Genomic DNA, 25,208 nt, shown 5'->3' with positions numbered 1-25,208 from the left:
CGGCATGCGCATCAGCGTCATCATTCCAAGCTATCAAACAGCGGCGTATCTGGAGCAGACATTGCTGTCCGTTCTGGAGCAGGGCCATGCCGATTTGGAATTGTTGGTCATTGACGGTGGCAGCACGGACGGAAGTATTGATATTCTAAGGAAATATGAAAGGCATCTGGCTTTCTGGTGCAGCGAACCCGACCGTGGCCAGGCGCATGCCATCAACAAAGGCCTCCACCGCATGAGCGGCGAAGTATGGAGCTATTTGAACAGCGATGATTTGCTGAGTCCCGGGGCCCTGCGTACCGTTGTTGATTTGATGTCCGATCCCTCGTTGTGCTGGCTGGGTGGCGTGGCAGAAATATTTTGCGGGGAAGAAATTATAGGCCGGATTGACGCCCATTTACCGGACCATAAATCGGACTTTTTAACCCCCTGGAATCGCCCGTATCCCTATGTCTTTCCATGCTCGGTGGCATCCTTTATGCGTCGTGGCCTATTTGAAGAGATTGGCGATCTGAATGAGCACCTGCATTATTCCATGGACATCGAGTACTACGCCCGCTGTGTTTTCCAAAAAAACATAACCCCACGGCTTATACCCGAAATTCTGGGGCGTTGGCGCTGGCATGATACCAGCAAAACCTCAGGGGCCGGCATGGCGTATGGATTCCGGGAGGACGAAATTCAGATTGCCGAAACCTACCTGTCGCTTCTAACAATAGAAGAACAAGCCCGGCTGAAACAGGAGTTGCGATTTGAAAAGAAACAAATCATTGCCCGCAAAGCGGTTTATCTCCATCAACAAGGGGTTTCCGGCAAGGCCCTTGACTTATTGCTGCGTTCGGCCTTCAGTAACCCTTCCCAACTTTGGTTCCGACCCTGGCTTGGGGCCATGCGCCGTTGTTTCATTCCACGAAAACAAGCATTGGGCACACCTGTATGATTAAACTGTTTCACAAGTTCCGGCGAACTTGGCCTCTCCTGCTGGTGCTGGCTTATTATGCAATAGCCGCAGGTGCGATGGCGCGAACCAAGCTGCCCTGGATCGATGAGGCTTTTGTAGCCAATCCTGCCTACAATTTGCTGCATGGGCACGGCCTCGTGACTGACTTTTATGAACCCGCTGACCATACGAATGAAACCTTTGCCCGGTACACGTATTGGATGCCGCCAGTTTGGTTCCTCGTTTTGGCCGCGTGGTTCAAAATGCTTGGATTCGGCCTCATGCAACAAAGATGCCTGTCCGTAATCTGGGGAGCGGTATGTTTGATTGCTACCTACATGATTGGTTGGAAGGTGAGCGGACGCCGCGCCGTTGGTTTGCTGGCTTCCGCTCTGCTGGCTTCCGATTTTCTGTTTTTAAACCATGCTGCGGACGGCCGAATGGACATGATGGTCGCAGCTTGCTCCTTTTCAGCTTATGCCATTTATTTGCTGCTGCGGGAAAGAAACCTGGCTTACGCAGTGCTTGCGTCACAGACCCTGATCGTACTGGCGGGATTGACAAATCCGATTGGAATCATCGGCTGGTTGGGGATGCTGTATCTTGTGTTGATTCTGGATTGGAAGCGACTGCGCCCCGGCCTGTTGTTGCCGGCAATTGCTCCATATCTTGCGGGAGGAGTGTTGTGGGGGATTTACATTTCAAAAAATGTACCTGTTTTCCTGGAACAATTCGGTGAAAAAACGTCGGCACCGGACCTCAACCCATTGACGGCATTGGCCGGTGAAATCGCAGTGCGTTATTTGCCGCTTTACGGGGTAGATATTTCAGGTCATGTAAAGGCTCTTTCCGGACTGATAATTTTCCTGGTTTACTCGGGCGGCGTTGCCGGAGCTTGGTGGATCTTTTTACACCGACGCAGGCTCGCCGAGGGGCTGTTACCCGGATTGTGGGCGATTGAATTTGCAGGGATGGCCTTTCTTATCACGCTGAAATCCGACTACCACATGCCGCAAATCCTGCCGCTGTATGCCCTGCTTTTGGCGGGTTTTGCAGTGGAACTTTGGAATTGGAAGGGTGGAAGGATTGCGGCCTGCGGGCTGGTTGCGGCTCTTTTGATATGTCAGTTATCCATTGTTGCGCACAAAGTGCGAGCAGATTATTACAGCAATCTCTATTTGCCGGTATCGCGCATGGTGGATGCCCAGGATGAGGGCAGGATTATCAGTGCCGGCCCGGAATTTGGTTTCAGCAACGGATTCCGGTCCAATCTAAAGGACGACTTTTTCTATGGATATTATACCGGAAAAATCCCGGACCTGATCGTGGTAAGAAAGGGAGCTGCGAAAGCAAAGCCATCAGACCCGAAATTGGATGCGTATTTGAAAGACTTGTTTGCGAACCGCCTCCAATTGAGCTACGAGAACAGTTGTTATCTGGTGTTTGCCAAAAAAGACGGGTCCGGGCATCCATGATTCGTCCCGGACGGCTTTGGTGGTTGTTCCGGAGGGACTGGGCCCGCGGATGGAGCGCGACCTGGCACGACTATCAGGTTTGCGGCCGCATGAAGGGCTGGAAAAATCACAATGCGAAGCATCCGCTACAGCCGGTGGCCGTCCATGTTTTTACCGGGCGGGAACAGTTTCGCCTGGCCCGCTGGATGCTGGCCAGTTGGTTTGCCTGGACCGGACGCAATTGGGAAGTGGTACTGCACGATGATGGGACTTTGGACCGCAGCGAGACCACCCGTTATTTGCAGGCTTTTACCAAGTCGCGTTTGGTTGAAAGAGCGGAAGCGGACGATCGGATGGCAACGGTTCTGGCCCAGTTTCCATTATGCCGCCAATACCGCACGCGCCATCCCTTGGGGCGGAAAATTTTTGATGTTCCTGTCCTTGCGGAGCAGGAGCGAATTATCCTGCTGGATGCAGACGTGCTCTTTTTTTCAAAACCGGCCGAGATGCTGCGTTGGGTGGATGAAGGATCCGAGGGGTGCTGGTTTAACCAGGATGTGGAGGAAGCCTCGTTGGTTGATCCAAAGGAAGCGGAAGCAGTGTGGGGAATAAAACTCTGGCCGAAAGTCAACAGCGGCGTCTGCTTGATCTACCGACATGCTATTGATCTTGCATTTTGCGAAGAATGCCTCGCGCGCACGCCGATGTTGCAGGACAACCTGTGGCGGGTGGAACAAACGCTCTTTGCTCTCTGCGCTTCTCGTTACGGGCGAGGAGGGCTGCTGCCTGCGGAATACGAAGTTTCGCTGGCTTGGAATGCCCGACCCGGAGCCATTGCCCGCCACTATGTCGGAGCGGTTCGGGACCGATTTTATGGCGAAGGCATGCGCAGGCTGAAAAAAATCTTGTTGCCAGGCAATGGCACGAATTCACATCATGGACGGGCGTGACAGGAACCCGGCATTGGAAAGAATAGCGCTTGTGGAATCCGATTATTTCAACAGCAAGATCATTATCACCGGTGGGTTGGGATTCATCGGATCCAACCTCGCCAGGCGCCTTGTCGCGCTTGGGGCGGATGTCACGCTGGTTGACAGCCTGATCCCCGCTTACGGCGGAAACAGGTTTAACATTCACGACATTGAAAAGGAAGTCCACGTTAACATTTCCGATGTGCGGGATGCCGCAAGCCTCGAACAACTTGTCCAAGGCAAGGATTATCTGTTTAATCTTGCCGGCCAGACCAGTCACCTCGACTCGATGGAAGATCCGTTCACTGACTTGGAAATCAATTGCCAGGCCCAGCTTTCCATTCTGGAAGTTTGCCGCAAAGTGAACCCCTCGATAAAAATTGTCTTTGCCAGTACGCGCCAGCTTTATGGACGCCCGGACTATCTGCCCGTTGATGAAAAGCATCTATTGCGGCCGGTCGATGTCAACGGGATCAACAAAATGGCGGGTGAGTGGTATCACATTCTTTACAACAACGTGTACGACATCCGCTCCAGTTCGTTGCGGCTCACAAATACCATCGGCCCAGGGATGCGCATCAAGGATGCGCGTCAGACATTTGTCGGCATCTGGATCCGTCGGCTGCTTGAAGGACGGGATTTTGAAGTGTGGGGTGGGGAACAGCTTCGTGATTTTAATCATGTCGGTGATGTGGTGGACGCCTTTTTACTGGCCGCTACCAACGAAAAAGCCCACGGCGAAATCTTCAATTTGGGCTCAGCTCCGCCGGTCTCCTTAAGGCATGTTGCGGAACTCCTGATAAAAATTCACGGATCGGGTCACTATGAGATCAAAAAATATCCTGATGACCGGAAACGGATCGATATCGGAGATTACTATGGAAATTACGGGCATATTAAAGAGACGCTTGGCTGGGAGCCTCGCACGACGCTTGCGGATTCGCTCAGTTGTACATTGGATTATTACCGCAGGAACATGGAGCATTACTTGTAATTCATAATGATTCCAACCGCCGATTTCAAACGGATCTATGCCGGAAACAAAGAGGCCTTTGACCTTGCCTTCAGGAGGGTTCTTGATTCCGGATGGTTTATCCTGGGACAGGAAGTGGAGGCTTTCGAACGGGAGTTTTCGGCATACATGGGAGGTGGCCATACGGTTGGCGTGGGATCGGGCACGGATGCAATCGAGATTGCCTTGCGTTCACTCGGTGTCGGTCCCGGGGATTCGGTCATCACGGTTTCACATACGGCGGTTGCCACGATTGCCGCAATTGAGCGCTGTGGCGCGGAGCCGGTGTTTGCGGACATCGAGCCTGCTTCTTACACGCTTTGTCCCGAATCATTGGAACGTGTGGCCGGTGCCTTTGTGTCCAAAAAGCCAAAAGCCGTGGTGGCCGTCCACCTGTACGGGCAGCCCGCAAACATGGAACGCATTCTGGAAATCACCCAAAAACGCGGATTGCTTTTGGTCGAAGACTGCGCACAGGCGCATGGCGCGGCGGACCGGAGCGGCAAAGCGGGAACTTTCGGTGACGCTGCAGCCTTCAGCTTTTATCCGACCAAAAACCTGGGCGCTTTTGGCGACGGAGGAGCGGTTTTCACCCGCGATGCACACAGGGCTGAATTGTTCCGTGAAATACGGCAATATGGATGGATTGAACGATATGTCAGTGTTTCCCGGGGGGTCAATTCCCGCCTGGACGAGCTTCAGGCCGCCCTGTTACGGGTGCGCTTGCGGGATTTGGATGCCGACAACCAACGCCGCGCGGAAATTGCCGCCCGTTATGATGATGCGCTAAGGGGGACTTCAATTATCCCGCCCGCAGTTTCTCCGGCAACCCTTCGGCATGTCTATCATCAGTACGTGGTGAGTTGCGCCCGGCGCGACGCCCTGAAAGCGCATCTAAATGCCAATGAGGTTGCCACGGCAATCTTATATCCCGTCCCCGTGCATCTCCAGCCTGCCTACCTGCACCGTTATGCCTGCGACCCGGCGGGCTTGCCGCATACGGAAGCAGCAGCCGGAAGAATTCTCAGTCTGCCGGTTTACCCGGAACTCAGAGAAGGCGAGGTCGCGCAGGTGACGGCCGCACTCAAATGTTTTAGCGCTTCTTAGAATGACAAAGACGCCGCACCGTAAACTGGGGCTTGGAATTGACGGTAAGATAAATGCGGCCCAGATATTCGCCCACGAGCCCGAGCATGATGAGTTGGATTCCGGAAAAAACCAAAAAGACTGCCATCAACGACGCCCATCCAGCCGGTGTATGATAAGTCAGCGTTTCCCAGACCACCTCCAACACATCGAGAAAGCCGACAATGGCCAGGCCGATGCCCAACAGGGTGGAAACGCGCAGCGGCATGATGGAAAAATTGACCAACATGCTCATCCAAAGCCGGAGCAATTTTCGCAAGGTGTATCCGCTTTTGCCTTCCATCCGGGGCGAGTGCGCAACCAGAATGCTGTTTATTTTTCGACTGACCTGCAGGATCAGGCCGTCGATGTACGGAAAAGGGCCGCGGTATTTGATGATTTCCTGCACGACAAGGGCATTGAGGCATTTGAAACTTGAGAGGTAAAGCCCTTTGGGTTTATCCAGAACAAAGTCTGCCATGCGATTCGTCAGCCAACTGCCGAAATTGCGCCAAAGCGAATGTTTTTTCCCGTCATAGTAGGTGTACACCACATCGCAGTTGGTCTTTTGCGCATGTTGCAGCAGGCGCGCGATTTCAGCGGGAGGATTTTGAAAATCGTCATCCATGATGATTGTGTGCTTCCCCCGGACTTGATGCAAACCCGCCAGAACCGCATTGTGCTCGCCGTAGTTTCGCGCAAGATCAACCACTGTTATCGGAAACATCGAAGTTTTCGCCAGTTGCATGCAAGTTTCGGCGGAGGCATCCCGGCTTCCGTCATTTACAAGGATCAACTCCTTGCCACCCGGAATTTTCAGCCGGGCCAATTGGTCCACGAGGCGTTGAAGTGTTGATTCACTATTATAAACGGGAATGACAATGCTGAGTGCTGGCTTCATAAAGGAGTATTCGTTCCCGGTAAGGATGTTGCTGTCATGACCCTGTCAAGTTGGCATTTTTCTGGCCACGGTAAAGACGGATACTCCGAGCGGAAGGCCGAATTTCAAGGCCAAACGAACTTCGATCCGGATCCACCATGCCAATATTTGATTGACCCAGGAGTTGTCGGGAGTCAAATCGGAATGGGGTTTGTCATGGTTGGACCATGCATCGAGACGCCTCCACAACCAGATGGGGAGCAGCAGCAGGCTGTTCCAACACGTCATGGTTTCAACTTGAAACCCGGCCTCACGCAGGGAGTCGGCAAGCCTGTCCGGATGGAAGCGCCGGCCTGCGTGGACCGCGCGGTCATGCTCGCCGGAGAGCCAGGAAAAAGCCGGCAGATTCAGCAGCAAGGCTCCTCCCGGTTTAAGGACGCGGAAAAAATCACGCAGTGCAAGCGCGGGATCCACCCTTTCATGATACAGGACATCCATCGAAACAATGAATTCAAAGGTGTCTTCCGGAAACGGCAGGCATTCCACCGAGGCCTGGAGGAAGAATCCGGGCACACGGGCGGCGGAATATTGCAAGGCAAGCGGACTGATGTCCATGCCCACCGGTTTTATTTGCGGGAAAAAACGTCTGATGGCCTCGTAGTTGGCGCCAGTGCCGCAACCGGCATCCAGCAGCTTCGCACCGGTGGCGGCGCCGGCATGGCGCGCAAGGGCGTTGAGAAGCAAAAAGCGCAGGCCCCTGTACCACCAATGGATGTCCTCGACGGAGCGCATGACTTCGTATTCATTGGGTTCCATCCTGAACCAATTATAACACCGTCATCGGAATTTAAAAGATTATGTGTGGAATAGCCGGATTTTTTGACGCCGGATTAACGCGCGTGGAATCGCGCAGCCTGCTGGAAGGCATGCTGGATCGGATGCGGCACCGCGGTCCGGATGGCGAAGGATTGTACCAGGATGCCCGCATCCCCGTTCAATTTGGGATGCGCAGGCTTGGAATCATCGATCTTCCGGGGGGAACCCAACCCATTTGGAATGAGCGGCATGATGTTGCGGTGATTTTCAACGGTGAAATTTACAACTACAAGGAATTGCGCGTGCTGCTTGAGGGGCGCGGGCATCATTTTAAAACACAAACGGACACTGAAGTCCTGGTGCATCTGTATGAAGAATCCGAAGACAAACTGGTTGGCCAGTTGCGCGGCATGTTTGCTTTTTGCATTTTGGACCTGAAAAAATCACGCTTGCTGCTCGCACGGGACCATTTTGGACAAAAGCCGCTTTATTATCATGTTTCTCCCGGGCACTTTGCCTTTGCTTCGGAAATCAAGGCGCTTCTTGCACTTCCGTTTGTCGGTTCCACGCTTAATCCCGAAGCCCTGCCTGATTATTTGACGTGGCATTCGTTGCCTGCGCCGGCCACGCATTTCAAGGAGATTCAAAAATTGGGTCCGGGTGAAATATTGGCCGTGTCTCTTGCTCCGTTTTATGCTGGCAAGCCGCAACGCTATTGGAGGATGGAGTTTGGCGGCTCCTTTGGTGGAATCGATTACCAGACAGCAATAGAAATGCTGGATTCGGCTCTCATGGACTCCACCCACCGCCATATGCAGGCGGATGTGCCGGTGGGCGTCTTGCTAAGCAGCGGTGTGGACAGTTGCACGCTTGCCAATTACGCCTATCTCAGCGGCAAGCGGAATTTGAGTTCCTTTACTGTGGGGTTTGAAGACAGCGATTCGGAACTGGGCGGCGCCAGAAAGGTTTCTGAAATGCTGGGCATGCAGCACTTTGAAACAGTTTTGAAAGCGAAGGATTTGGAGGAATCAATCGATGAGGTTGCATGGCATTTGGACGAACCGGTGGCGGACCCCGCGGCCTTTGCCGTCCTGCGCATCTGCCAGTTGGCCTCTCGGCATGTCACCGTGCTGTTTGGAGGCGAGGGCTCCGATGAATTGCTCGCCGGTTACGGGCAGCGCTATGCCGGAATTTCCGCAACATTGAAGCGTTCCGATTTTCTCCGGAAATATCTTGGTTTGCTCGTGCCGCCGGGCAGGCCGTTTCCAACGAGTCGCTGGGATAGAATGAGGAAGCGCATCAGCTTGAACCGGGCGGCCGAACTGGTGTCCCTCAGGGCGGAAGGGTTGCCTGGAAATTTTTTGCATCCAGCCTGCTGGAATAGAGAGCAGCAGGAATGGTTTTTGGAGCGATGTAATATGTATGGCGGGTCCATCTGCAGCCAACAGCCGAATCCCGTGCAGGATGCCCAGATGTTTGACATATCCTGGCAATTGCCGGAATTCCTGCTGCAGAAAGCGGACAAGATGAGCATGGCGGCATCCGTAGAATTGCGCTGCCCCTTTTTGGACATGGAAGTGGCGGAGATTGCGTCGCGAATTCCATCGGAAATGCTGATTGATGTGAAAAACGGCTCGGGCAAATTGCTGCTGCGTTCATGCCTGGCAAGACGCATGCCCCATGCCGCCGATACTCCCAAAAACGGCTTTGCTTTTGCGCTGGCTTATTGGTTGCGGGGCAAGCTCCGGCCCGCAGTTGAACATGATCTTTTCTGCAGGGATGCGGCCTATCGCGACTACCTGGATCCTCTAAGGGTGCGCAAGGCTTGGAACCGCTTTCTTGCGGGTGAGGAGCTTTCGCATGTTTTTTATTCCCTTTGGTTGTATGAACGTTGGAACAAAATCCGTCCGCGATTCCAAGCGCATTCAGGTCTTTCTCCACATTTGTCAACGGACGCCGAAACCCCCTCACAAGGCAAAACGGCGGAGAAACCCGCGCGGATTCGGGTGATTGTCGCGCCAGATTATCGTGAGGCCAATCCCTACCAACAACTGCTTGGGAATGCGATGGAACAGGATGGGGCCGATTTGATTTATTTGAAACATTATCGACGGGTACTTCCCCTTTTCCGCATGGTGCGGCTTTATCCCGGCGCCCTGCTTCATTTGCATTGGCCGGAAGCTTACTACAGCGCCCGCGGGGGAGTTCACACGTTCATACGGCGCTTGCGTTTTCCGCTCGATTTGAAGTTGGCCGGTCAAAAATGCCGGATCATTCTCACGGCCCACAACCTATGGCCGCATGACACGGAAGTGGATGCCATGGTCCTGAGAAACATGACGCTCTGCTATAAAAATGCATCCGCAGTGATCGCGCATTCGCCTGCCGCAGCCGGCCTTGTAAAAGATGAATTTGAATTGCCTGGCGAACGGATTTTTGTGATTCCGCACGGGGATCTGAGCGTTGCGTATGGCCAGCCCGGAAGCCAAAGGGAGGCCCGCCGTACGCTCGGATTTGGCAACGGGAAATTATGCCTGATGCTCGGGGCGGTTGCGCCTTACAAAGGAATAGAAGAAGTGGTCGAATGGTGGAAGCAGTACCGGCCGGACGTGACGCTGGCCATTGTTGGCGCTTGCGGAAACCCAGCCTACCTGGCGCAATTGAAAAAACTGGCCGACGATACGCCATCCATTCTGTTGCGGGAAGGTCGTTTGAATGACCTTGAAGTAGCCACATGGCTTGATGCCGCTGATGCCGTGCTGTGCAATTACCGGAGGATTCTGACTTCCGGCGCGGCATGCCTGGCGCGGTCCTGGGGACTTCCGGTCTTGCTGCCCAGCCGCTGCCATACGGTCGATTTGATGGAACCGCATCCGCTGGTTTTGCGCTATGACGATATGGATGAGCACTTTGACCTTGTTCTGTCGAAGGCCGTCTCTTTGGGGGGCGATTATGAGCTATCAAAAGAATGGCGTCAATATACCTCCTGGGAGCGCGTGGGGGCCGAAACCCGGCAGGTCTATGAAATTGTACGGGATGAAAACACATGACGGCGGCACGGAAGGAAACAGTCCTTGTTTTTCAGACCCCGTGGCTTACTCATGTGATCGAAAATCTTGTTTTTTTGATCGGCCAAAAGCCCGGCCGCCGCATTTTGATTCTTACCTGCCGGAAAGACAAAGCGCCTGCAGGTTCGGAACATCCGGGCGCCCTGGCGCGCCTGGAGAAACTGGATTTTGTGGAAATTCTTACAGAAGATGCGCCCGCCAGAGATTCCGATTGCCTGATACTCAGGCTGGCCAGGGGTAGGTTCCTGTGGAACGGGAATTTGAATGCCTGGGCGGCCCGGAGCCGACGGCTGGGCCTTTTAAGCGACTACTATTACTTTAAAGAAGGCCTGAAAGTTCGTGCCGCAGAACTGATTTATAATTTCCCATATTGGCTTAAGGCGGACTTCGTAATATTCCAAGCCGGGGCCTCCACTCGAAGTCCTTATTTTTTCCTAAAGACAAAGGTCTTTCACAGCCCTTATATACATCCGCAATATCTGAGCGATACGGGTTTGATGGAGCTTCTGTTTCAGTCCGTGCTGCCGGAATTATCGCGCAAATTCCGGCTGACTTTCATCGGCAATGAGAATCCCGAAGCCAGATGCCGGATTCTCAGAGATGTGGAAAAAGTCATTCAATCATTTCCGGATGTTGTGGTTCATAAAAACTGGCACGGAGAGTTGCTGGCGCCGGATAAAAGGCATGTTCTTTGGATTGAATACGGAGATCATGATGCTGCAAGGGGCTTGAGTCCTGCGGAGTATGCAGGAATGCTGCGCGAGTCCGATTTTTGCCTTTGTCCGCAGGGCTGGGATTATTGGACTCACCGCGTTGCCGAGAGTTTGCTGTGTGGAGCAGTGCCGATTCTTGAGCACGAATGGATTTACAATTTACCGTTGGAGAATGATCGTAATTGCCTGCTGGCCGGGGCGGATGGATGGGGAAATGTGGTTCGAAAAGCGCTTGTCGCGCCGGAATCGGTCTGCCGTACCATGCGCTCAGAAGCGGTTGGCATGGCATCTGAGTATTTAAACGTGTCATCGATGGCGGCACCGTTGCATGAGCTATTTGCAGGGCCAAAATTATGAATTTTTTCGCGGGACGGCGGCAGGCCGTGAAGATGCCTATTATATTGATCCCGTAAAACTGGAAGAGAGAACAAAGGAAATGCTGCGTGTCTGAAGTTTCCATTTTAATACCTTGTCATAACGCGGAGCCATGGATCGACAGATGCGTGGAAAGTGCGCTTGCACAAACACATCCGGATACCGAGGTGCTGGTCATGGACGATGGTTCAACCGACTGCAGCCGCGAGTTGCTTCGGCGCTTTGGCGGCCGAATCCGTGTTTTGGAGCAGGAACGTTCGGGGGCGAACCAGGCGCGCAACCGCCTTTTGTCCCAGGCCCAAGGCGGCTGGGTGCAATTTTTGGACGCGGATGACGAATTGCTTCCGGATAAAATTGCGCTTCAACTCAAGGAGGGTGTGAATACCCGTGCGGATGTTCTGGCGGGCGGCGTTATCAGCGAAATTTGGAGATGCGGAAAACCGCAATTCCGGGAAGTCTGTTCCGTGGATGCCAACAGTGATTTGATTGAATTATGGCTGGCTTGGAGGTTTCCTCAAACCGGCGGCCTGCTGTGGCGTAAAGAGGCACTGATCAGGATTGGTGGCTGGAAGGAGGACCTGCCTTGCTGCCAGGATTATGAGGTGGTCATGCGCGCTATTCAGCAGGGATTGGTACTTGTTCCGACCTCAAATGCCGGCGCCATTTACCGCCTCTGGTCTGAAGAAACACTCAGTCGGAAGAATGTCCTTCAAACACTGGAAATGCGCACGGCTCTGAGCTTCTCCATGCGCGATTGGCTGGCGGAGCGGGGGAGAGCTACAGACAAGCTTCAGAGCGCACTGGGACGTTCCTTGTTGGAAATGAGCCGCACCCTGGCGCGTTATGATCTGAATGTGGCGGAAGAATATTATTGCGCGCATCAAAAAGAGATAAAATTACTTGGGCCTGCCGCGCCCTGGCATTATCGCCTTGCCCTTGGACTGCTCGGGTTCCGCCGTGCTGAACAATTGGCCGCCTTTTACCGCCATGCTTCCTGATTATAGCATTGTAATAGCAACTCGTTCCCGGCATTTGGATTTGATGCGGACGCTTGAGTCGCTGAAGGCCCAGACCCTCCAGCCTGAACGCGTGGTGGTGGTTGATGCTTCTCCGTCGAATGAAACACGGGACCTGCTGGAAAAAAATTCATTTGACCGGGTTGTTTACTTGCGCGCAGACGCATCGAGCAGTGCACTGCAACGAAACCAGGGCGCAAGGGAAGTTCGTACGCCGTTGATTTCCTTCCTGGACGATGATGTGTGGCTGCCTCCGGACTTGTATGAAAAATTGCTTTCCGTACTGGCAACGGATGCTGAGGGACGGATTGGGGGCGTGGCCGGCCGGATTCGAGGCTTGGAGCATTCCAAGCCGGGACGACTGCTTCGCTGGTATTATCAAATTCAGGCGGGTTACAGGCATCCGCATTATGGTGGCCGGTTGTTCGGGCCCGCAATTAACTGTCTCCCGTGTTATGCGGAAGAGAAGGGCCCATTGATCGAAGCCGAATGGCTAAACAGCACCTGTGTGCTTTATAGGAGGGAATTGTTTGAGAAGCAGCAATTTCCGCAATTTGAGGGTTACAGCTTCATGGAAGATGCGCATCTTTCGGCGAGAATTGCCAAAACCCACCGTCTGTATTTTCATGCCGACGCGTTCTACGAACATTTCAGCCCGGAAAGTTCCGCAAAGAGCGACAAGCGCGCCCTGGCGCGTATGCGACTGCACAACCAGAAAATAATCGCCCGTGAGGTAATGGGTCTTGGCAGGGTTGAAACGCAAGCCAAGCTGTTGTTACACCGTTTGTTTACATCCTTTGTGATTATACGAGAAAGGAACCCGGGCTGGGCGCGAGAATTGGAGGGAACATGGAGTTGCTAATACGATGCCTTACAGGACTGCGTTCGCGTTATAATCAATGGATTCTCCACAGCCGCGGTGTTGCCATTGAAGGGAAGTGCTGGTTTCAGGATGTGGCTGTGCCGCGGAACCCATGGGACATCCAAATTGGCGCGGGTGTCATGTTGGATGAAAAGGTAACCCTGCTTTCCACCGGCGAGAAAAGGGAAGCACCGAGGATTATTTTACATTCCGGCACTTATATCAACCGCTACACAATGCTGGATGCGACGGAAAAAATCGAGCTTGGCGAAAAATGCCTTATCGGGCCATTTTGCTATATCACAGACCATGACCATGATCTGGAGAAAGGCGCCGGGCATTTTGTCAGCCGTCCCGTCATTATCCGCGACGGCTGCTGGATCGGCGCGCATGTAACGGTGCTAAAAGGGGTGGAAATCGGCGAGAATTCAATCGTGGGCGCGGGCAGTGTGGTGACCCGGAGCCTGCCTCCGGGCTGCGTCGCGGCGGGAAACCCGGCGCGTGTCATCAAACAGCGGACTTTCTCATCAGAGGACCTCAAATAGCTTTGCGCAGAAAAATGAATGATTTTGGGAATGACACCGAAGCGCGGGCGGCGGACCTGTGTTTGAAGCCATGGATGGCTTATGCCATTCTATGCTGTTTTGCCCTGGCTGCCTATCTGCCCACTGCCTGGCACTACCGGCTGTTTGCAGATGACCTGGTGCTCTTCAAGTTTGTGCATGGTAATTATATGGGCTTTTTCCACGCACAAGGGATTTGGAGGATTCTCGGCCTGCAGGTTTCCGCCATTCTAAAGCACCTGTCTCCAACTCTTGATACGGTCATTACGATTTTTGTGCATGCCTTGAATTGCCTGATGCTCTATCGCGCCTTGTGTCTGCTGCAGGTTTCCGGGAAAACCGCGCTGGCACTTGCGTTGGTTTGCGCCTCATTTCCGGGTTATCATGAAGCCATTGCATGGAGTGATATCTATGTATGGTCCACTTGCTGTTTCATGCTGTTGCTTTCCGTACTGTTGAAATGCAACGCGGCAGGCGCGCTTCCGGGCCGTGTCTTTTTAATTTCAGTCTTTATTTCGTTCATTGGAAATATCATTTGCGAGCAGCTTGCCTTTGCCTATGCGGCGCTCCCAATCCTATTGTTAGGTTTTAACTGGGATGGATCTCGTGCCGCCTTTTCCAGTGCAGTCAGGCGGATTGCGCCGTCTTTCGGAGCGGTTCTGGGCGCCATTATCTATGTGGCGCTTTTTCAACTGACCTCCACCCCGGATTCGATCAAAAAACCGCACTTTAATTTTGGCTCCATCCTATCCACATATTACTACCAGCACGCCAATATTTATGCCTATGAAGTTTGGAGATATGGGCCTTTGAGAAAACTGCTCTGCACGCAATTGAGCCCGGCCATACTGCTGGTGTCGTTTTGCTTCGGCGCACTCGGCCTTGCGGCAGCGGCATATTTTATTCTTCAGCACAATGACGGCGCCCCAACCGCACGTTTAAAACAGAAAACCTTTGCGCCTGATAAATGGATTTGGTCCGCAGCATTGCTTGCTTTGCTCTCAGGGGTTTCATTTGTTTATGCCGTGGGAGGAGGATACTCCCTGGATTCCAGAAAGCGTTATTCCGTTATCATTCTGCTAGTATTTTGTTTTGGTTCTCTCCTGCCACTCTTCCGTACGTTTCAACGCAAATGGATGCAAGCGTGGCTCATCGGCGGGCTGCTATTATTGGCGGTGTTTGATGTACCCACCGCGTGGTTGCTGACCGCAGCACGCAACTGGCAAATCGAAAGAAGCACAATTCTTCTCACACAGGTGGAGCGGGGTGAAATTCCGGACCATACATTCGTCGAGGCCTATTCCCAGCCGGGTGTCGATTGGACCCGATTGCGTACGATGTGGGCCGGTTTCGATGATCCGGAATCTTTTTTTATCAACGGATATGATTCCACGATCCTGATAGCGCAAAACAGGGAATCGGCCTCCCATCTTGCAGTCTGGCGGGAGGACAAACAGCTATGGGTGATAGAACCCCGTCAAAAATAGTCACAGAAGCGGAAGCGGCATCCGGCGCATCAGGACACGCCGCGGGGATTGTCATTATCACCCGCAACCGCTTTGAGGATCTGAAGACTGTATTTGCCCGGCTTCAACTGGACGCGTATTTAAAAGGATTGCCAGTTTTGGTTTATGATGATGCCAGTGATTCGGCGCCGGAGGACTATTGGCATTTCCTGGAAGCGTCCTGTGTTAAAGTTCTGCGCGCCACGGACAGGTACGGGTACATTTATGCGCGTAATGAGGCAAACCGCCAGGCGCCCTTTGATCTCATCTTCAGCCTGGATGATGATTCCTGCTTGATCGATGCCGGCGGGGCGCGCAATGCAGTGCGGTATTTGGAAAACAATCCAAGTGTTGCCGTGTTAAGTTTTCCGGTGATTGAAACACATCAAATGAGCCACGCTCCCGCGATGCCAGCCGGCCCATGCGCCTCATTTATCGGATGCGGCCATCTGATACGCAGGGAAGTTTTTCTCAAGCTTGGCGGCTACCGGGTTGATTTTGTCCACCAGGTGGAGGAACTGGAACTGGCGATGCGGATTTATCAAGCCGGCTATGAAATCAGGCATTTTCCCGAATGCCCGGTGGAGCATTGGTCCTCGGACGCCTCGCGCGACTGGCGGCGCATGGGTTACTACGGTCCGCGCAACCAGGTTTTCATGCATTTCCTGCACACCCCTGCGGTTTTGCTTCCCTTCGAATTGCTCCGGCTGCTGTGCAAGTATGGGAAACTTTCCTTTCGCACCGGATTGCCCGGCTGTCATTTCCGAGGTTGGATTGACGGTATTGGAACAGGAATTAAAAATCGCCGGGAACGCAAGGCCATGGGCTTCAGGAAATATCTGGAATTCCGGAATCTGCAAAGGCGCAGCCCTCAATGAGCCATAAAGCAACCCGGCCCATGATAGCGGTTTCAGCCACCAATCCCTGCCACCTTTACGAGATGGCGCTGGAGTTGAGAAAATTGGGTGTATTAAGTCGTTATTATTCCGGATACCCGCGCTGGAAACTCAAGCCGCCTCCCCAATTCCCGATGGCTTCGAGCAGTTGGCGAACCCTGGCGGTTTATGGAGCGCTTCGATTTGCGCCCCGATGCCAGAAGCTTTCGCCACAGCGGATGTTCCGCTGGCAGGATGATTCATTTGACCGGGCCGTGGCCCGCATGCTGTGCCCTGCGGATTTTATCCATGCCATGCCCGGGCAATGCCACGAAACATTCCGCGCCGCCAAAGGACTGGGAATCCGGACGGTATTGAACCATGCAACTGGCCCGGTGCGGCAACAATTGGCCGCCGTTGCTGAAGAATACCGGCGCTTCGGCTTGAAACAGGAGAAATTCCATTTTTTCAACGACGCATATTTTTCCAGGGAGGCCCGGGAATATTCCCTGGCCGACTATCATTGTGTCGCATCCTCGGTCGTGCAAGAACAGCTCGTGGCTGAGGGCGTTGATAAAAATCGCATCTGGGTTATTCCTTATGGCGCGGATCCTGCGTTCTTTTATCCGGGACAGAAACCTGTGCAAGCGCCCTTTACCATCGCCTTTGCGGGGCAAATTTGTCTGAGAAAGGGAATCCAATATCTGCTTGAAGCCCTGCAATCGGAAGAGGCGAAAGGCTGGAAACTGGAGGGCTATGGTGTAATTTCGCGTGAGATGGAAAGTGTCCTGCCTAAATACCAACCGGCTTGCCAAACAACCTGGCACGGCGCAATTCCAAGGTTTGAATTGGGCAAGGCCTTCCGAAAAAGCTCGGTTTTGGTTTTGCCATCGCTGGAGGAAGGGTTCGGACTGGTGGTGCCCCAGGCTCTGGCTTGCGGCATTCCTTGCATCGTAAGCGACCGCACGGGAGCAAAAGATCTTATCCGCCATCGGGACAATGGATCGATAGTCCCGGCGTGTGATGCGGGGGCGATTTTGGAGGAATTGCATTTTTGGTCTGAAAACCCGAAATGCGTGAAAGAAGACATGAGTTGGCGGGCGCCGGGCTTGAAGATGAAGGAAATCAGCGAAGGAGTTTTGGTTTGAAGCCCGCATTCAATTCCGCCGGTTTGCCCCGTCGCCAAGCGATGCAGCGGAATGTCAGGCAAGCCGTACAGGAAACGGAAATGCCCAAACCCACCTTGCTGGGCACAGCATTGCTTTTGGCGGGTCTTGCCATTACTTCGGCAACGCTCGAAGGCGACCGTGCATCGTCGATAGCGCGTTATGCGGCTTATGGAACGGCCATCAGCATCGGGGCCAGCGTTCTTGTGGATATTACACGTGGGGTCCGGAATTTGATCCGTGCCGATTTGATGGGGATCATTGCCTTGTTTTTCCTGACACTTTTTGAATTTTTTTACAAGCAGACTGATTTTGATACAATGGTGGATCGCAGAACAGTGATGATAGGAGTCCAGGCAGTATTGATGGGTTTTGCGGGACTGGCAGTGGGGCGGCATTTGCCGAACCTTAAAAAAGCTCCATTCAACGAGGTCTTCACCACACCGCTTTCACCCAAAATCATGATGGTCATTTTCTGGCTGGCCATGATTGTGGGCTATTTCCACCAATTTCTGGCTGTAAATTTCAACCCGTCAGATGTGTTTATGTGGTATTTGGAACCACGATTTACCGCTCCATGGGGGCGAGGAAAATTTGGAGACTGGAAGGCCCTCATAACCGAGCTGGGTTTGTTGATTTACCTGATTCCGCCCCTGGCGGGGGTTATGCTGGCCAAGCGCCATGCTTACACGCGAGGCCAACTGACTCTCGTGTCCCTCGGACTGGCATGGACGATGTTCTTTGGCTTTTCCGGCGGAACACGCAATGTCTTCGCCTGTTTTCTTGTAACTTTCATGATCGCTTACAATTTTGCCCTACCGAAAAACAAGACGAAGGAATTTTTGATTGTAGCGGGAACGTGCGCCGTCTTGATGCTGGTTTCCACCAAGGTGATGCTGGAGTTCAGGAATATGGGGCTAAGAAACTATCTGGAAGGGAACCAAAGCAAGGAACTGGACACGGAACAGACTCTCTTTGTGGATTACAACCTTTATGTCATTTGCGGTTTGGCCCAGGTGTTTCCAGACCGCGTACCCTACCTCGGCTGGCAGGTTCCCTACCTTGCCCTGATCCGGCCGGTTCCACGGGCCATGTGGCCGGGAAAGCCCGAAGGACTCAGCGAGGCAATTGAGGATGCGCTTGGGGTTGAGGGATTGACCCTGGCGTCAAGTTTTGTCGGGGAGGCTTATATTGCCAATGGTTATTATGGCGTCTTTTGGGCCGGGCTGTTCTTTGGCATTATGGCGGGGTGGTGGTCGCACCTGGCGTCACCCAGGAATTCGGATTTTGGAATTCTGATTTATGCCTCCGGCTTTTTCGCCACTGTCATTTCCATGCGCAGCCTGTTTGTCTTTACGACGGCGATTCTGCCAACCATGGCCGCCATTGTGGGCGGTTCCATCCTGGTGTCCAAACTGCGGGCGCAACAAGCAAATCGTCCGCCCCCTCCGCCCAGATTTCCCCGCCAATGAAGCTTCCCAAAGTCGCGTTTTTCACCGTCATGCCCTCTCCTTATCAGAGAGATTTGTTTGAGGCGCTGGCGAAGGAAAATGAGATCAAACTAACAATATATTATCAACAACCCGGAGCGCAGGACTCGCCCTGGAAGCGCGCGGAATTGAACAGCTATGAAAGGCTTCTTTCGGGCCGGGGGGTTGAATTTTTAAATGTCCGGTTGCAATTCAACCGCGGATTGCCCGCCGCGGATGAGGCCGATCTTTGGGTCATCAACGGAAGCCTGACCTCGCCATCGGCCCAATGGATGATGCGGAGAAACCCCGGCAACTCCCGCTGGATTTTCTGGGGCGAGCAAATCCGTCCGACCTCGAACTTGCTAAAGCAACGGTTGCAGCGGTTTTTATCCTGGCCCCTTGCGCAGGCTTCGGGGATAGCGGCCGTCGGCTCGCGCGCCGCCCGGGATTATGCCCTCCGCTTTCCCGGCCAAAGGATATGGAACATGCCGTATCATTGCGACTTGCACCCGTACCAAGCGCTTGATCAAAGAAGGGCCTCGGATGCAAACGTGACATTTTTCTTCTGCGGCCAGATGATTCGCAGAAAGGGAATCGATATCCTGCTCGAGGCTTTCACACAGCTTTGCCAGGGCAATACATTGGCCCGACTGCTCCTGGCGGGGCGGCCGGGGGAGTTGCCCGCATTGCTGGAGACGCTCCCGGCTCCCGTGCGGAACAGGATTGAATACGCCGGTTTCAAAGAACCGCATGAATTGCCGGAATATTTTGCCCGGGCGGATGTGTTTGTTCTGTCAAGCCGCTATGATGGCTGGGGTGTCGTCATTAATCAGGCGCTGGGAGCCGGTCTCCCGATCATTTGCTCGGAGGCCGCCGGGGCAAGCCAGGACCTGGTTGATTCCGGGAAAAACGGGCTGAGGGTTCCGGCCGGGAAAGCCGCCTTGTTGTTTGATGCGATGAAAAAGCTGGCTGACGACCCGTTGTTGCGCGGGGAAATGGGAAATTATTCGCTGGAAAAATCCAGGGAGTGGACGGCGGAGGCAGGCGCAAAAAAATGGTTAAAACTGGTGGGAGAAACCCTGGCAAGCGGATGAAAATTTTGTTTATCAGCAGCAGTTCAGGTTCGAGAGGAGGAGGTGAAATATTTCTGGCGCGTCTGGGTCCGGCCCTCGCGGGAATGGGCCATGAGGTGGCGCTCTGGGCCTCGGAGCACCCCAGGATGGATGAACTTTGTTCCGTTTTCTCAAAAATCGGGACGGTTTTCAGAAGTCCCTACCGTAACACCTATGACCGCCGTTTTCGGGGTCTGGGATTTCCATGGGGAAGGAAAATCCCGGGCCGCATTACCCGGGTTTGGGAAGATTGGAAGCCGGATGTGATTCATTTCAACAAACAAAACCTCGAGGACGGGCTTGATTTATTAGCGGCGGCAAAAACTTTGAAAACGCCCGGCGTCTGCACGATTCATCTGACGCAAAGCCCGTCCGCATTGGGCGCTGTGTGCGGAAGGCTCCGTGATTGGAATGCACGGCGCGCGCTGCGGCGCTTTTCCGGGAATTATATTACCGTCCACGAAAGCCGCGCGGTGGAACTCAGGCGCTTTCTCGGCCCTGAAAACACAGTCAAAGTGGTTTCCAATGGCGTGGAGGTTCCGGCACAGGAGGAAATCCTGCGACTCCGAAATTTAAAGCGCGTGGAATTGAAACTCGAAGCCGATGATCTGCTCGTAATTGGAGTTGGGCGGTTTGTCGAACAAAAGCGCCCATTGCTGTTTCTTGAACAGGCGGCGCGTTTAAAAAAGTCCTTCCCACGCGCCCGCTTTTTGTGGGTGGGCGGTGAGAATGAAAAGTCCTTCGGGTGGGTGGGCCGGGGAACCCGGTTCGGCGCCGGCTCGTTGATGGAGCGGTGGCGGGATGAAGTACGGAAATTGCGGATGGAAGATTGCGTGGGACAAGAGCCCTGGCAGGAGGAGTTGAGGCCCTTTCTGGCCGCCGCAGATGCTTATTTCCACACTGCTGAGTATGAGGGGTTGCCATTTTCACTTTTGGAAGCCATGGCTGCGGGGCTCCCGCCTGCGGTTTCCCCGGAAGTCAGAAGAGACCTGGATTTTCTTGATACCCATAATTCAATAGAACTTACATCGGATTTGGACTGGGCTGGCGCCGACGGCCTTTTTCAGCGGATCGGTTCCAAAGCGCGGGAGACAATTCAAGAGCGCTATTCAATCCGTAAAATGGCCGGCGAATACGAAAAGCTATATCTGGAAGCCGCGGCACATTGATGAAAATTGCATTTTACCAGCTTTTTGGCGAAAAATCCAAGGGTGGATTGGATGCCGCCGTATCCCGGCTGAAAACGCGGCTGGAATTGAGCGGTGTGGATGTGAGGGTGGCCGGCCCGGGCGTTGATTTGACCGGCGTCAATCTGGTGCATTTTCATGGACTTTGGCAGCCGGCGTGGAGGGCGGTGGCAAAATCATGCCGGAGTGAGGGCAGGCCTTATCTGATTTCACCCCACGGCATGCTTGAACCCTGGTCTTTGAGGCAGAAAACGTGGAAGAAGTGGCCGTATTACCACCTATTCGAAAAGAATTTTTTGGGTAACGCTTCCTGCATTCTTGCCACCAGCCGAATGGAAGCCGGCAATATTCTTAAGCTGTTGCCAGGCCGGAAGGTTGAAATGATTCCGCTGGGATTGCCTTCCATCAAGGGGCCGGACTACAGCGCGGCGCGCAAAAGACTGGGGTGGGACCGCAAGGTGATATTGTTTTTGTCCCGGGTCCATCCCAAAAAGGGCCTGCACTTGCTATTACAAGCATTGAGGGAATTGCATAAAAAGGGAATTAGAGACTACAAACTTGTCATTGTTGGAAGCGGAGAAAGCGGGTATCTGTCCCAACTCCAAGCCTATTGCCGCAGCCATGTGAGGTCGCTTCCCGAAATCGAATGGACCGGGGAAATCTGGGGGGAAGCCAGGTGGGATTATTTTCAAGGGGCCGATCTGTTTTGCCTGCCCTCGTATTCCGAAAATTTCGGACTGGCGGTGCTGGAATCCTTGCAGGTTGGAACACCGGTCCTCACTACCGATCAAACGCCTTGGGGTGATTGCAAAGGGCAGGCAGGTTGTTACATCTGTTCGCCCGATGTAAAGTCGCTATGCCATAACCTGGAGAATTGGTTCCAGTCTTCCGAATGGGACGAGGGGGCCAGAGATGTTCTGGCCACCTCAATTCATGAGGCATACAGATGGGATGTTTTGATGCCCCGCTATCTGGCGCTCTACAAGGAGCTGCTAGTGGCCCATCATCTCACGAAGAACGGGCCGCTAGGTTGAGGAATAATAATATTTGTAATACTGGTAGTGATAGTAGTCAGGCAGATTGGTGTCGATGCAATTGAAAACAATGCCTAGCACGTTCACCTGGCGTTGGTACAGCGCGTCCAGGGAGTTCCGGCTCAGGCGCATGGAGGTGTGCGAGGCCCGCAGCACCATGAGCGTCCCGTCAATTTTAGGCGCCAGGCTCGGTGTGTCGTCGGTGGCAAGAATCGGCGCGCTGTCGATGATCACATAGTCGTACTCATTCCGCACGTGCTGGAGAAACAAAATGGTTGCCGGGTTGAGCAACAGTTCCCCCACCTGGGCGCTCGCATGCCCGCGTGGAATGAAGTGAAGATTCTCATAAGGGGTCTGGGAAACCACTTCCTGCCAGCTCATTTTCTGTGCGAGAATCTCTGAAAGTCCTGGTGTTGCAGGGATGTTCAGCTCCGCGTGAAGCAATCCCTTCCGCATGTCGGCGTCAATCAGCAGGACGCGGGACCCGGCAAAAGCCATGGTGATCGCGAGGTTGCAGGACACGGTGGATTTCCCTTCATTGGGAATGGCGCTGGTAACCAAAATGGTTTTAGGGCGTTCTCCTTCGACTGCCATGTACATCAGGGAAGAGCGGATATTGCGGAATGCCTCCGAATAAACCTGCCGGGAATCTTCCCGTTTGAGTATCTCAACGCGTTTGCCGCCCGAGGCGGATTCCAAGGGTATCTGGCCAAGCACCTGCTCGTCAAAATACTCCCGCAATTCAGTGAAGGAATTAACGCGGTCATCGATCCGGTCGAGTAGAAACAGAATCCCGATCCCGATAACAAACCCCACAATTGCGCCTGTGAGGACTCCCTTCATAAAGTCGGGGCGGGTGGATTGTGGAGCGGTTGCAAACTCCAGAATCTCAATTTCAGTCTGGTTGATATTGGAGCTGACATCGATATTCTGCACTGTATCCAGCAGCCGGTTATAAAGGCCTTTGACCCGCTCGACATCGGCCTTGAGCCGCGCATAGTCAGCCATTTTACGGCTGGAATCGAGCGCCTTGGGCTCATATTCGCTCCTGATTTTGGCGGCATTTTCCAGGCGGACCTTGAGGGTGTTCTGGCGCGCCTTCAACTGTTCAATCCCCTGCGTCTTGTAAATTTCCAGCAAGCGTTCCTGGCGCGCAATATCGCTCTTCATCTTGATGATTTTGGGGTGGAGCGGCTTTAGATTGACCGACAATTCATCAAGGTTGGAATTGAGAATCTGGAGTTCCTTTTTTGTTTTCAGATAATCGCTTTCCGGCCCTTCCTGGATATAGGAGTTGTCGGAGTCTGGATTGTTGGGATTACCGGGCGCCGGGGTTTTTCCCGCCGCTTGCTGGTCCTTCTGCGCCGCCAGATTTGCGCGGCGCAGGTTGTCTTCAAAACTGAGCAGGTCCAACAACTGGTACTCCTTTTTCATATCCGCCATTTCGCGGTCCAGATTGGCGAGATATTGCGCCGCCGTGTTTCCCTGTTCCTGCAGGAAAATGACATCGTTTTGCTTTTGAAAGTCAAAAAGCTTTTCCTGGTATTCCTTGAGCTCCTTGTCCAGGCGCAGCAGTTGCTCCGTCAGGGAGGACAGTGTTTTGTCCGAGGTTTGAGAACGCATTTCATCCTTGTATTTGATGAATTCGCGCATGACCGCGTCCAGGTACGCCTGGGTAAACCGGGGTTCCGAACCCGTGGCGGTAAATTCAAAAATCGAGGTCCGGGGTGTTTGATAGACGTCCAGGCCGACGGCGCTCTGGGGCAATTCGGGTTGGACGGCCTTGACGCGGTTCATGGCGCGGGTGTGGACTTCGGCCCCACGCATGAGTTCAATCTGGGTGCCGATAAAGCTGTTCAGTTCTTCGCTGTACGAAACTTTGTCCATCACGCTGATGCGCGGGCTTACCATCATTTTTGACCTTGAAATATAAATCGGCGCCGTCTGGGCGATTTTGACGGACTGATAGGCAATGCAGACGGCGAGGCTCGCCAACAACACCCACCAACGCCTCTTGAGGAGCGTCCGGTAGCGGTGCAGCTTTGTAAAAAAAGACGCAGACCATGTGGCCATGACCTGCGGCTTGTTGAGATCGAATTGGTTCATCAGTTGAAATTGAAGATTCGTTCCTGAACTATGATAAAATCACCGTCTTTAAGCTCCGCATCCTTTTGGAATTCGCCCTTTTCCAGAACGGCCCCCACATCCACCAGGATCTCGGTTTTGTCCTCTGGCTTGGGCCCTGTCTTGCGGACAATTTTGACTTTGCCCTTGTTTGCAAAATCGGCAAACCCTCCGGCAGCCATGATCGCCTTGCTTGCGGTGTAAGGTTCGCCGGGCGGAATTTCCTGGACGCCGGGCCTTCCAACTTTTCCAACCACGGTGATTTTGCCCAAGGATCCGAGTTGTGAAACGATGACCACATCGTTAGGCTCCAAAATCGGATCGAGGTCGGTCCTGCCCTGGTCCAAGACCTTGCTGAGATCGGTTGTAATGGTCTGCTTTTCATCCGGTTTGTCGCCTTTTTTACGCTCGATTCTGACGCTGGTTCGATCCGCCCCGGCCACCAGTCCGCCCGCCCGCACCACGGCCTTGCTCAGAGTGAATATTTCATCCACCGGAATGTCAAGCGGTCCCTGCCTGGCGATGCCGCCGAACAAATAGATTTTACCGCGTGATTTCCTTTGCGCATCGATCGCAATCATCACGGTGGCGTGGTAATACAGGTCTTTCTCCAGGGCCTTTTTGAGATCCAGTGCAAGAGCGTGGCAGGTTTTTCCCGCAACGGGAAAGCGCCCCAGATAGGGAAATTCGACCTCGCCCGAATCCATGACCTGCAACGGTACCGCCGGATCCTGGTCTTCCACCACGCGGAACGTGATTTGATCGCCGACATTCAATTTGGTTGTGTCATCCAAAAGGGACATCGGATCCGGAGGCCGGGTTGGCGGTGTCGCCAACGTGTTGACGTTCTGGGCTTGAGCCCTGGCAAAAGTCGCCGCAAGCACGAGCAATAGAATCGCACAGGATGGCTTCACAGCACGGACTGTAGCGAAAAATCTCGC

At 53.5% G+C, this 25,208-nt stretch carries 21 protein-coding genes; 17 read left to right on the top strand and 4 right to left on the bottom strand.

The annotated features are described in order from the left end of the window. Positions 1-4: 4 nt before the first annotated feature. Genes PHD76_04160 through PHD76_04140 form a run of 5 tightly spaced genes read left to right on the top strand, consistent with a single transcriptional unit; the run spans position 5 to position 5,481 of the window. Complete coding sequence (locus PHD76_04160) at positions 5-937, top strand: glycosyltransferase family 2 protein (GenBank protein ID MDD5261023.1); 933 nt, start codon at positions 5-7, stop codon at positions 935-937. Next, complete coding sequence (locus tag PHD76_04155; protein ID MDD5261022.1) at positions 934-2,412, top strand: glycosyltransferase family 39 protein; 1,479 nt, start codon at positions 934-936, stop codon at positions 2,410-2,412. The genes PHD76_04160 and PHD76_04155 overlap by 4 nt, the downstream gene beginning before the upstream one ends. After that, positions 2,409-3,341 (top strand): hypothetical protein, encoded by a 933-nt coding sequence (locus PHD76_04150; protein ID MDD5261021.1) that lies wholly within the window; start codon positions 2,409-2,411, stop codon positions 3,339-3,341. Before PHD76_04155 ends, PHD76_04150 begins: the two co-directional genes overlap by 4 nt. Beyond that, entirely contained in the window at positions 3,310-4,356 is a 1,047-nt protein-coding gene (locus tag PHD76_04145; GenBank protein MDD5261020.1) for an NAD-dependent epimerase/dehydratase family protein, read from the top strand. The genes PHD76_04150 and PHD76_04145 overlap by 32 nt, the downstream gene beginning before the upstream one ends. A 6-nt stretch (positions 4,357-4,362) precedes the next feature. Continuing rightward, positions 4,363-5,481: a DegT/DnrJ/EryC1/StrS family aminotransferase gene (locus PHD76_04140; GenBank protein ID MDD5261019.1), complete on the top strand. Its 1,119-nt coding sequence runs from the start codon at positions 4,363-4,365 to the stop codon at positions 5,479-5,481. Here the strand turns inward: PHD76_04140 and PHD76_04135 are convergent. Together PHD76_04135 and PHD76_04130 are read right to left on the bottom strand one after the other, a co-directional pair. Next, on the bottom strand, positions 5,468-6,400 hold the full coding sequence (locus tag PHD76_04135) for a glycosyltransferase family 2 protein (GenBank protein MDD5261018.1): 933 nt from the start codon (positions 6,398-6,400) through the stop codon (positions 5,468-5,470). The genes PHD76_04140 and PHD76_04135 overlap by 14 nt on opposite strands. 45 nt (positions 6,401-6,445) lie before the next feature. Beyond that, entirely contained in the window at positions 6,446-7,195 is a 750-nt protein-coding gene (locus PHD76_04130; protein ID MDD5261017.1) for a class I SAM-dependent methyltransferase, read from the bottom strand. A gap of 41 nt (positions 7,196-7,236) precedes the next feature. On the opposite strand from PHD76_04130, the gene asnB reads away from it, so the two are divergent. The 12 genes from asnB to PHD76_04070 all read left to right on the top strand — a co-directional run bounded on the left by asnB (position 7,237) and on the right by PHD76_04070 (position 22,143). Then, positions 7,237-10,245: an asparagine synthase (glutamine-hydrolyzing) gene (gene asnB, locus PHD76_04125; protein ID MDD5261016.1), complete on the top strand. Its 3,009-nt coding sequence runs from the start codon at positions 7,237-7,239 to the stop codon at positions 10,243-10,245. After that, a complete protein-coding gene (locus PHD76_04120; protein ID MDD5261015.1) occupies positions 10,242-11,333 on the top strand; it encodes an exostosin family protein in 1,092 nt (363 codons plus the stop codon). Before asnB ends, PHD76_04120 begins: the two co-directional genes overlap by 4 nt. An 86-nt stretch (positions 11,334-11,419) precedes the next feature. Beyond that, positions 11,420-12,349, top strand: a complete 930-nt coding sequence (locus tag PHD76_04115) for a glycosyltransferase family A protein (protein ID MDD5261014.1) — start codon at positions 11,420-11,422, stop codon at positions 12,347-12,349. Beyond that, on the top strand, positions 12,339-13,229 hold the full coding sequence (locus tag PHD76_04110; protein ID MDD5261013.1) for a glycosyltransferase family 2 protein: 891 nt from the start codon (positions 12,339-12,341) through the stop codon (positions 13,227-13,229). The genes PHD76_04115 and PHD76_04110 overlap by 11 nt, the downstream gene beginning before the upstream one ends. Beyond that, positions 13,217-13,774, top strand: a complete 558-nt coding sequence (locus tag PHD76_04105; protein ID MDD5261012.1) for an acyltransferase — start codon at positions 13,217-13,219, stop codon at positions 13,772-13,774. Before PHD76_04110 ends, PHD76_04105 begins: the two co-directional genes overlap by 13 nt. Positions 13,775-13,788: 14 nt before the next feature. Beyond that, the gene (locus PHD76_04100) at positions 13,789-15,279 is read left to right on the top strand and encodes a hypothetical protein (GenBank protein ID MDD5261011.1); all 1,491 of its coding nucleotides are present in this window, start codon (positions 13,789-13,791) and stop codon (positions 15,277-15,279) included. Further along, positions 15,252-16,175 (top strand): glycosyltransferase, encoded by a 924-nt coding sequence (locus tag PHD76_04095; GenBank protein ID MDD5261010.1) that lies wholly within the window; start codon positions 15,252-15,254, stop codon positions 16,173-16,175. The genes PHD76_04100 and PHD76_04095 overlap by 28 nt, the downstream gene beginning before the upstream one ends. Then, on the top strand, positions 16,172-17,320 hold the full coding sequence (locus PHD76_04090) for a glycosyltransferase family 4 protein (GenBank protein ID MDD5261009.1): 1,149 nt from the start codon (positions 16,172-16,174) through the stop codon (positions 17,318-17,320). Before PHD76_04095 ends, PHD76_04090 begins: the two co-directional genes overlap by 4 nt. An 80-nt stretch (positions 17,321-17,400) precedes the next feature. Further along, positions 17,401-18,810 (top strand): hypothetical protein, encoded by a 1,410-nt coding sequence (locus PHD76_04085; GenBank protein ID MDD5261008.1) that lies wholly within the window; start codon positions 17,401-17,403, stop codon positions 18,808-18,810. Then, positions 18,807-19,904 carry a glycosyltransferase family 4 protein gene (locus tag PHD76_04080; protein ID MDD5261007.1) on the top strand — a complete coding sequence of 366 codons (1,098 nt, stop codon included), beginning with the start codon at positions 18,807-18,809 and terminating at the stop codon, positions 19,902-19,904. Before PHD76_04085 ends, PHD76_04080 begins: the two co-directional genes overlap by 4 nt. Beyond that, entirely contained in the window at positions 19,901-21,091 is a 1,191-nt protein-coding gene (locus PHD76_04075; GenBank protein MDD5261006.1) for a glycosyltransferase family 4 protein, read from the top strand. Before PHD76_04080 ends, PHD76_04075 begins: the two co-directional genes overlap by 4 nt. Beyond that, the gene (locus tag PHD76_04070) at positions 21,091-22,143 is read left to right on the top strand and encodes a glycosyltransferase (GenBank protein ID MDD5261005.1); all 1,053 of its coding nucleotides are present in this window, start codon (positions 21,091-21,093) and stop codon (positions 22,141-22,143) included. The genes PHD76_04075 and PHD76_04070 overlap by 1 nt, the downstream gene beginning before the upstream one ends. On the opposite strand, the gene PHD76_04065 is transcribed toward PHD76_04070, so the two are convergent. Next, positions 22,135-24,249: a polysaccharide biosynthesis tyrosine autokinase gene (locus PHD76_04065; protein MDD5261004.1), complete on the bottom strand. Its 2,115-nt coding sequence runs from the start codon at positions 24,247-24,249 to the stop codon at positions 22,135-22,137. The genes PHD76_04070 and PHD76_04065 overlap by 9 nt on opposite strands. Beyond that, the gene (locus PHD76_04060) at positions 24,249-25,181 is read right to left on the bottom strand and encodes an SLBB domain-containing protein (protein MDD5261003.1); all 933 of its coding nucleotides are present in this window, start codon (positions 25,179-25,181) and stop codon (positions 24,249-24,251) included. Before PHD76_04060 ends, PHD76_04065 begins: the two co-directional genes overlap by 1 nt. Positions 25,182-25,208 lie beyond the last annotated feature (27 nt).

The organism is Candidatus Methylacidiphilales bacterium, assembly GCA_028713655.1.
In the GTDB taxonomy this organism is placed as follows: domain Bacteria; phylum Verrucomicrobiota; class Verrucomicrobiia; order Methylacidiphilales; family JAAUTS01; genus JAQTNW01.
The sequence above is the reverse complement of the archived record's forward strand: the minus strand, read 5'-3'. Positions and strand labels throughout refer to the sequence as shown.

What these genes read in the sequence shown, in the direction of transcription:
- PHD76_04160 (MDD5261023.1), top strand. Translation starts at nt 5, where the DNA reads ATGCGCATCAGCGTCATCATTCCAAGCTATCAAACAGCGGCGTATCTG.
- PHD76_04155 (MDD5261022.1), top strand. Translation starts at nt 934, where the DNA reads ATGATTAAACTGTTTCACAAGTTCCGGCGAACTTGGCCTCTCCTGCTG.
- PHD76_04150 (MDD5261021.1), top strand. Translation starts at nt 2,409, where the DNA reads ATGATTCGTCCCGGACGGCTTTGGTGGTTGTTCCGGAGGGACTGGGCC.
- PHD76_04145 (MDD5261020.1), top strand. Translation starts at nt 3,310, where the DNA reads ATGGCACGAATTCACATCATGGACGGGCGTGACAGGAACCCGGCATTG.
- PHD76_04140 (MDD5261019.1), top strand. Translation starts at nt 4,363, where the DNA reads ATGATTCCAACCGCCGATTTCAAACGGATCTATGCCGGAAACAAAGAG.
- PHD76_04135 (MDD5261018.1), bottom strand. Translation starts at nt 6,400, where the DNA reads ATGAAGCCAGCACTCAGCATTGTCATTCCCGTTTATAATAGTGAATCA.
- PHD76_04130 (MDD5261017.1), bottom strand. Translation starts at nt 7,195, where the DNA reads ATGGAACCCAATGAATACGAAGTCATGCGCTCCGTCGAGGACATCCAT.
- asnB (MDD5261016.1), top strand. Translation starts at nt 7,237, where the DNA reads ATGTGTGGAATAGCCGGATTTTTTGACGCCGGATTAACGCGCGTGGAA.
- PHD76_04120 (MDD5261015.1), top strand. Translation starts at nt 10,242, where the DNA reads ATGACGGCGGCACGGAAGGAAACAGTCCTTGTTTTTCAGACCCCGTGG.
- PHD76_04110 (MDD5261013.1), top strand. Translation starts at nt 12,339, where the DNA reads ATGCTTCCTGATTATAGCATTGTAATAGCAACTCGTTCCCGGCATTTG.
- PHD76_04105 (MDD5261012.1), top strand. Translation starts at nt 13,217, where the DNA reads ATGGAGTTGCTAATACGATGCCTTACAGGACTGCGTTCGCGTTATAAT.
- PHD76_04100 (MDD5261011.1), top strand. Translation starts at nt 13,789, where the DNA reads ATGAATGATTTTGGGAATGACACCGAAGCGCGGGCGGCGGACCTGTGT.
- PHD76_04095 (MDD5261010.1), top strand. Translation starts at nt 15,252, where the DNA reads ATGGGTGATAGAACCCCGTCAAAAATAGTCACAGAAGCGGAAGCGGCA.
- PHD76_04090 (MDD5261009.1), top strand. Translation starts at nt 16,172, where the DNA reads ATGAGCCATAAAGCAACCCGGCCCATGATAGCGGTTTCAGCCACCAAT.
- PHD76_04085 (MDD5261008.1), top strand. Translation starts at nt 17,401, where the DNA reads ATGCCCAAACCCACCTTGCTGGGCACAGCATTGCTTTTGGCGGGTCTT.
- PHD76_04080 (MDD5261007.1), top strand. Translation starts at nt 18,807, where the DNA reads ATGAAGCTTCCCAAAGTCGCGTTTTTCACCGTCATGCCCTCTCCTTAT.
- PHD76_04075 (MDD5261006.1), top strand. Translation starts at nt 19,901, where the DNA reads ATGAAAATTTTGTTTATCAGCAGCAGTTCAGGTTCGAGAGGAGGAGGT.
- PHD76_04070 (MDD5261005.1), top strand. Translation starts at nt 21,091, where the DNA reads ATGAAAATTGCATTTTACCAGCTTTTTGGCGAAAAATCCAAGGGTGGA.
- PHD76_04065 (MDD5261004.1), bottom strand. Translation starts at nt 24,249, where the DNA reads ATGAACCAATTCGATCTCAACAAGCCGCAGGTCATGGCCACATGGTCT.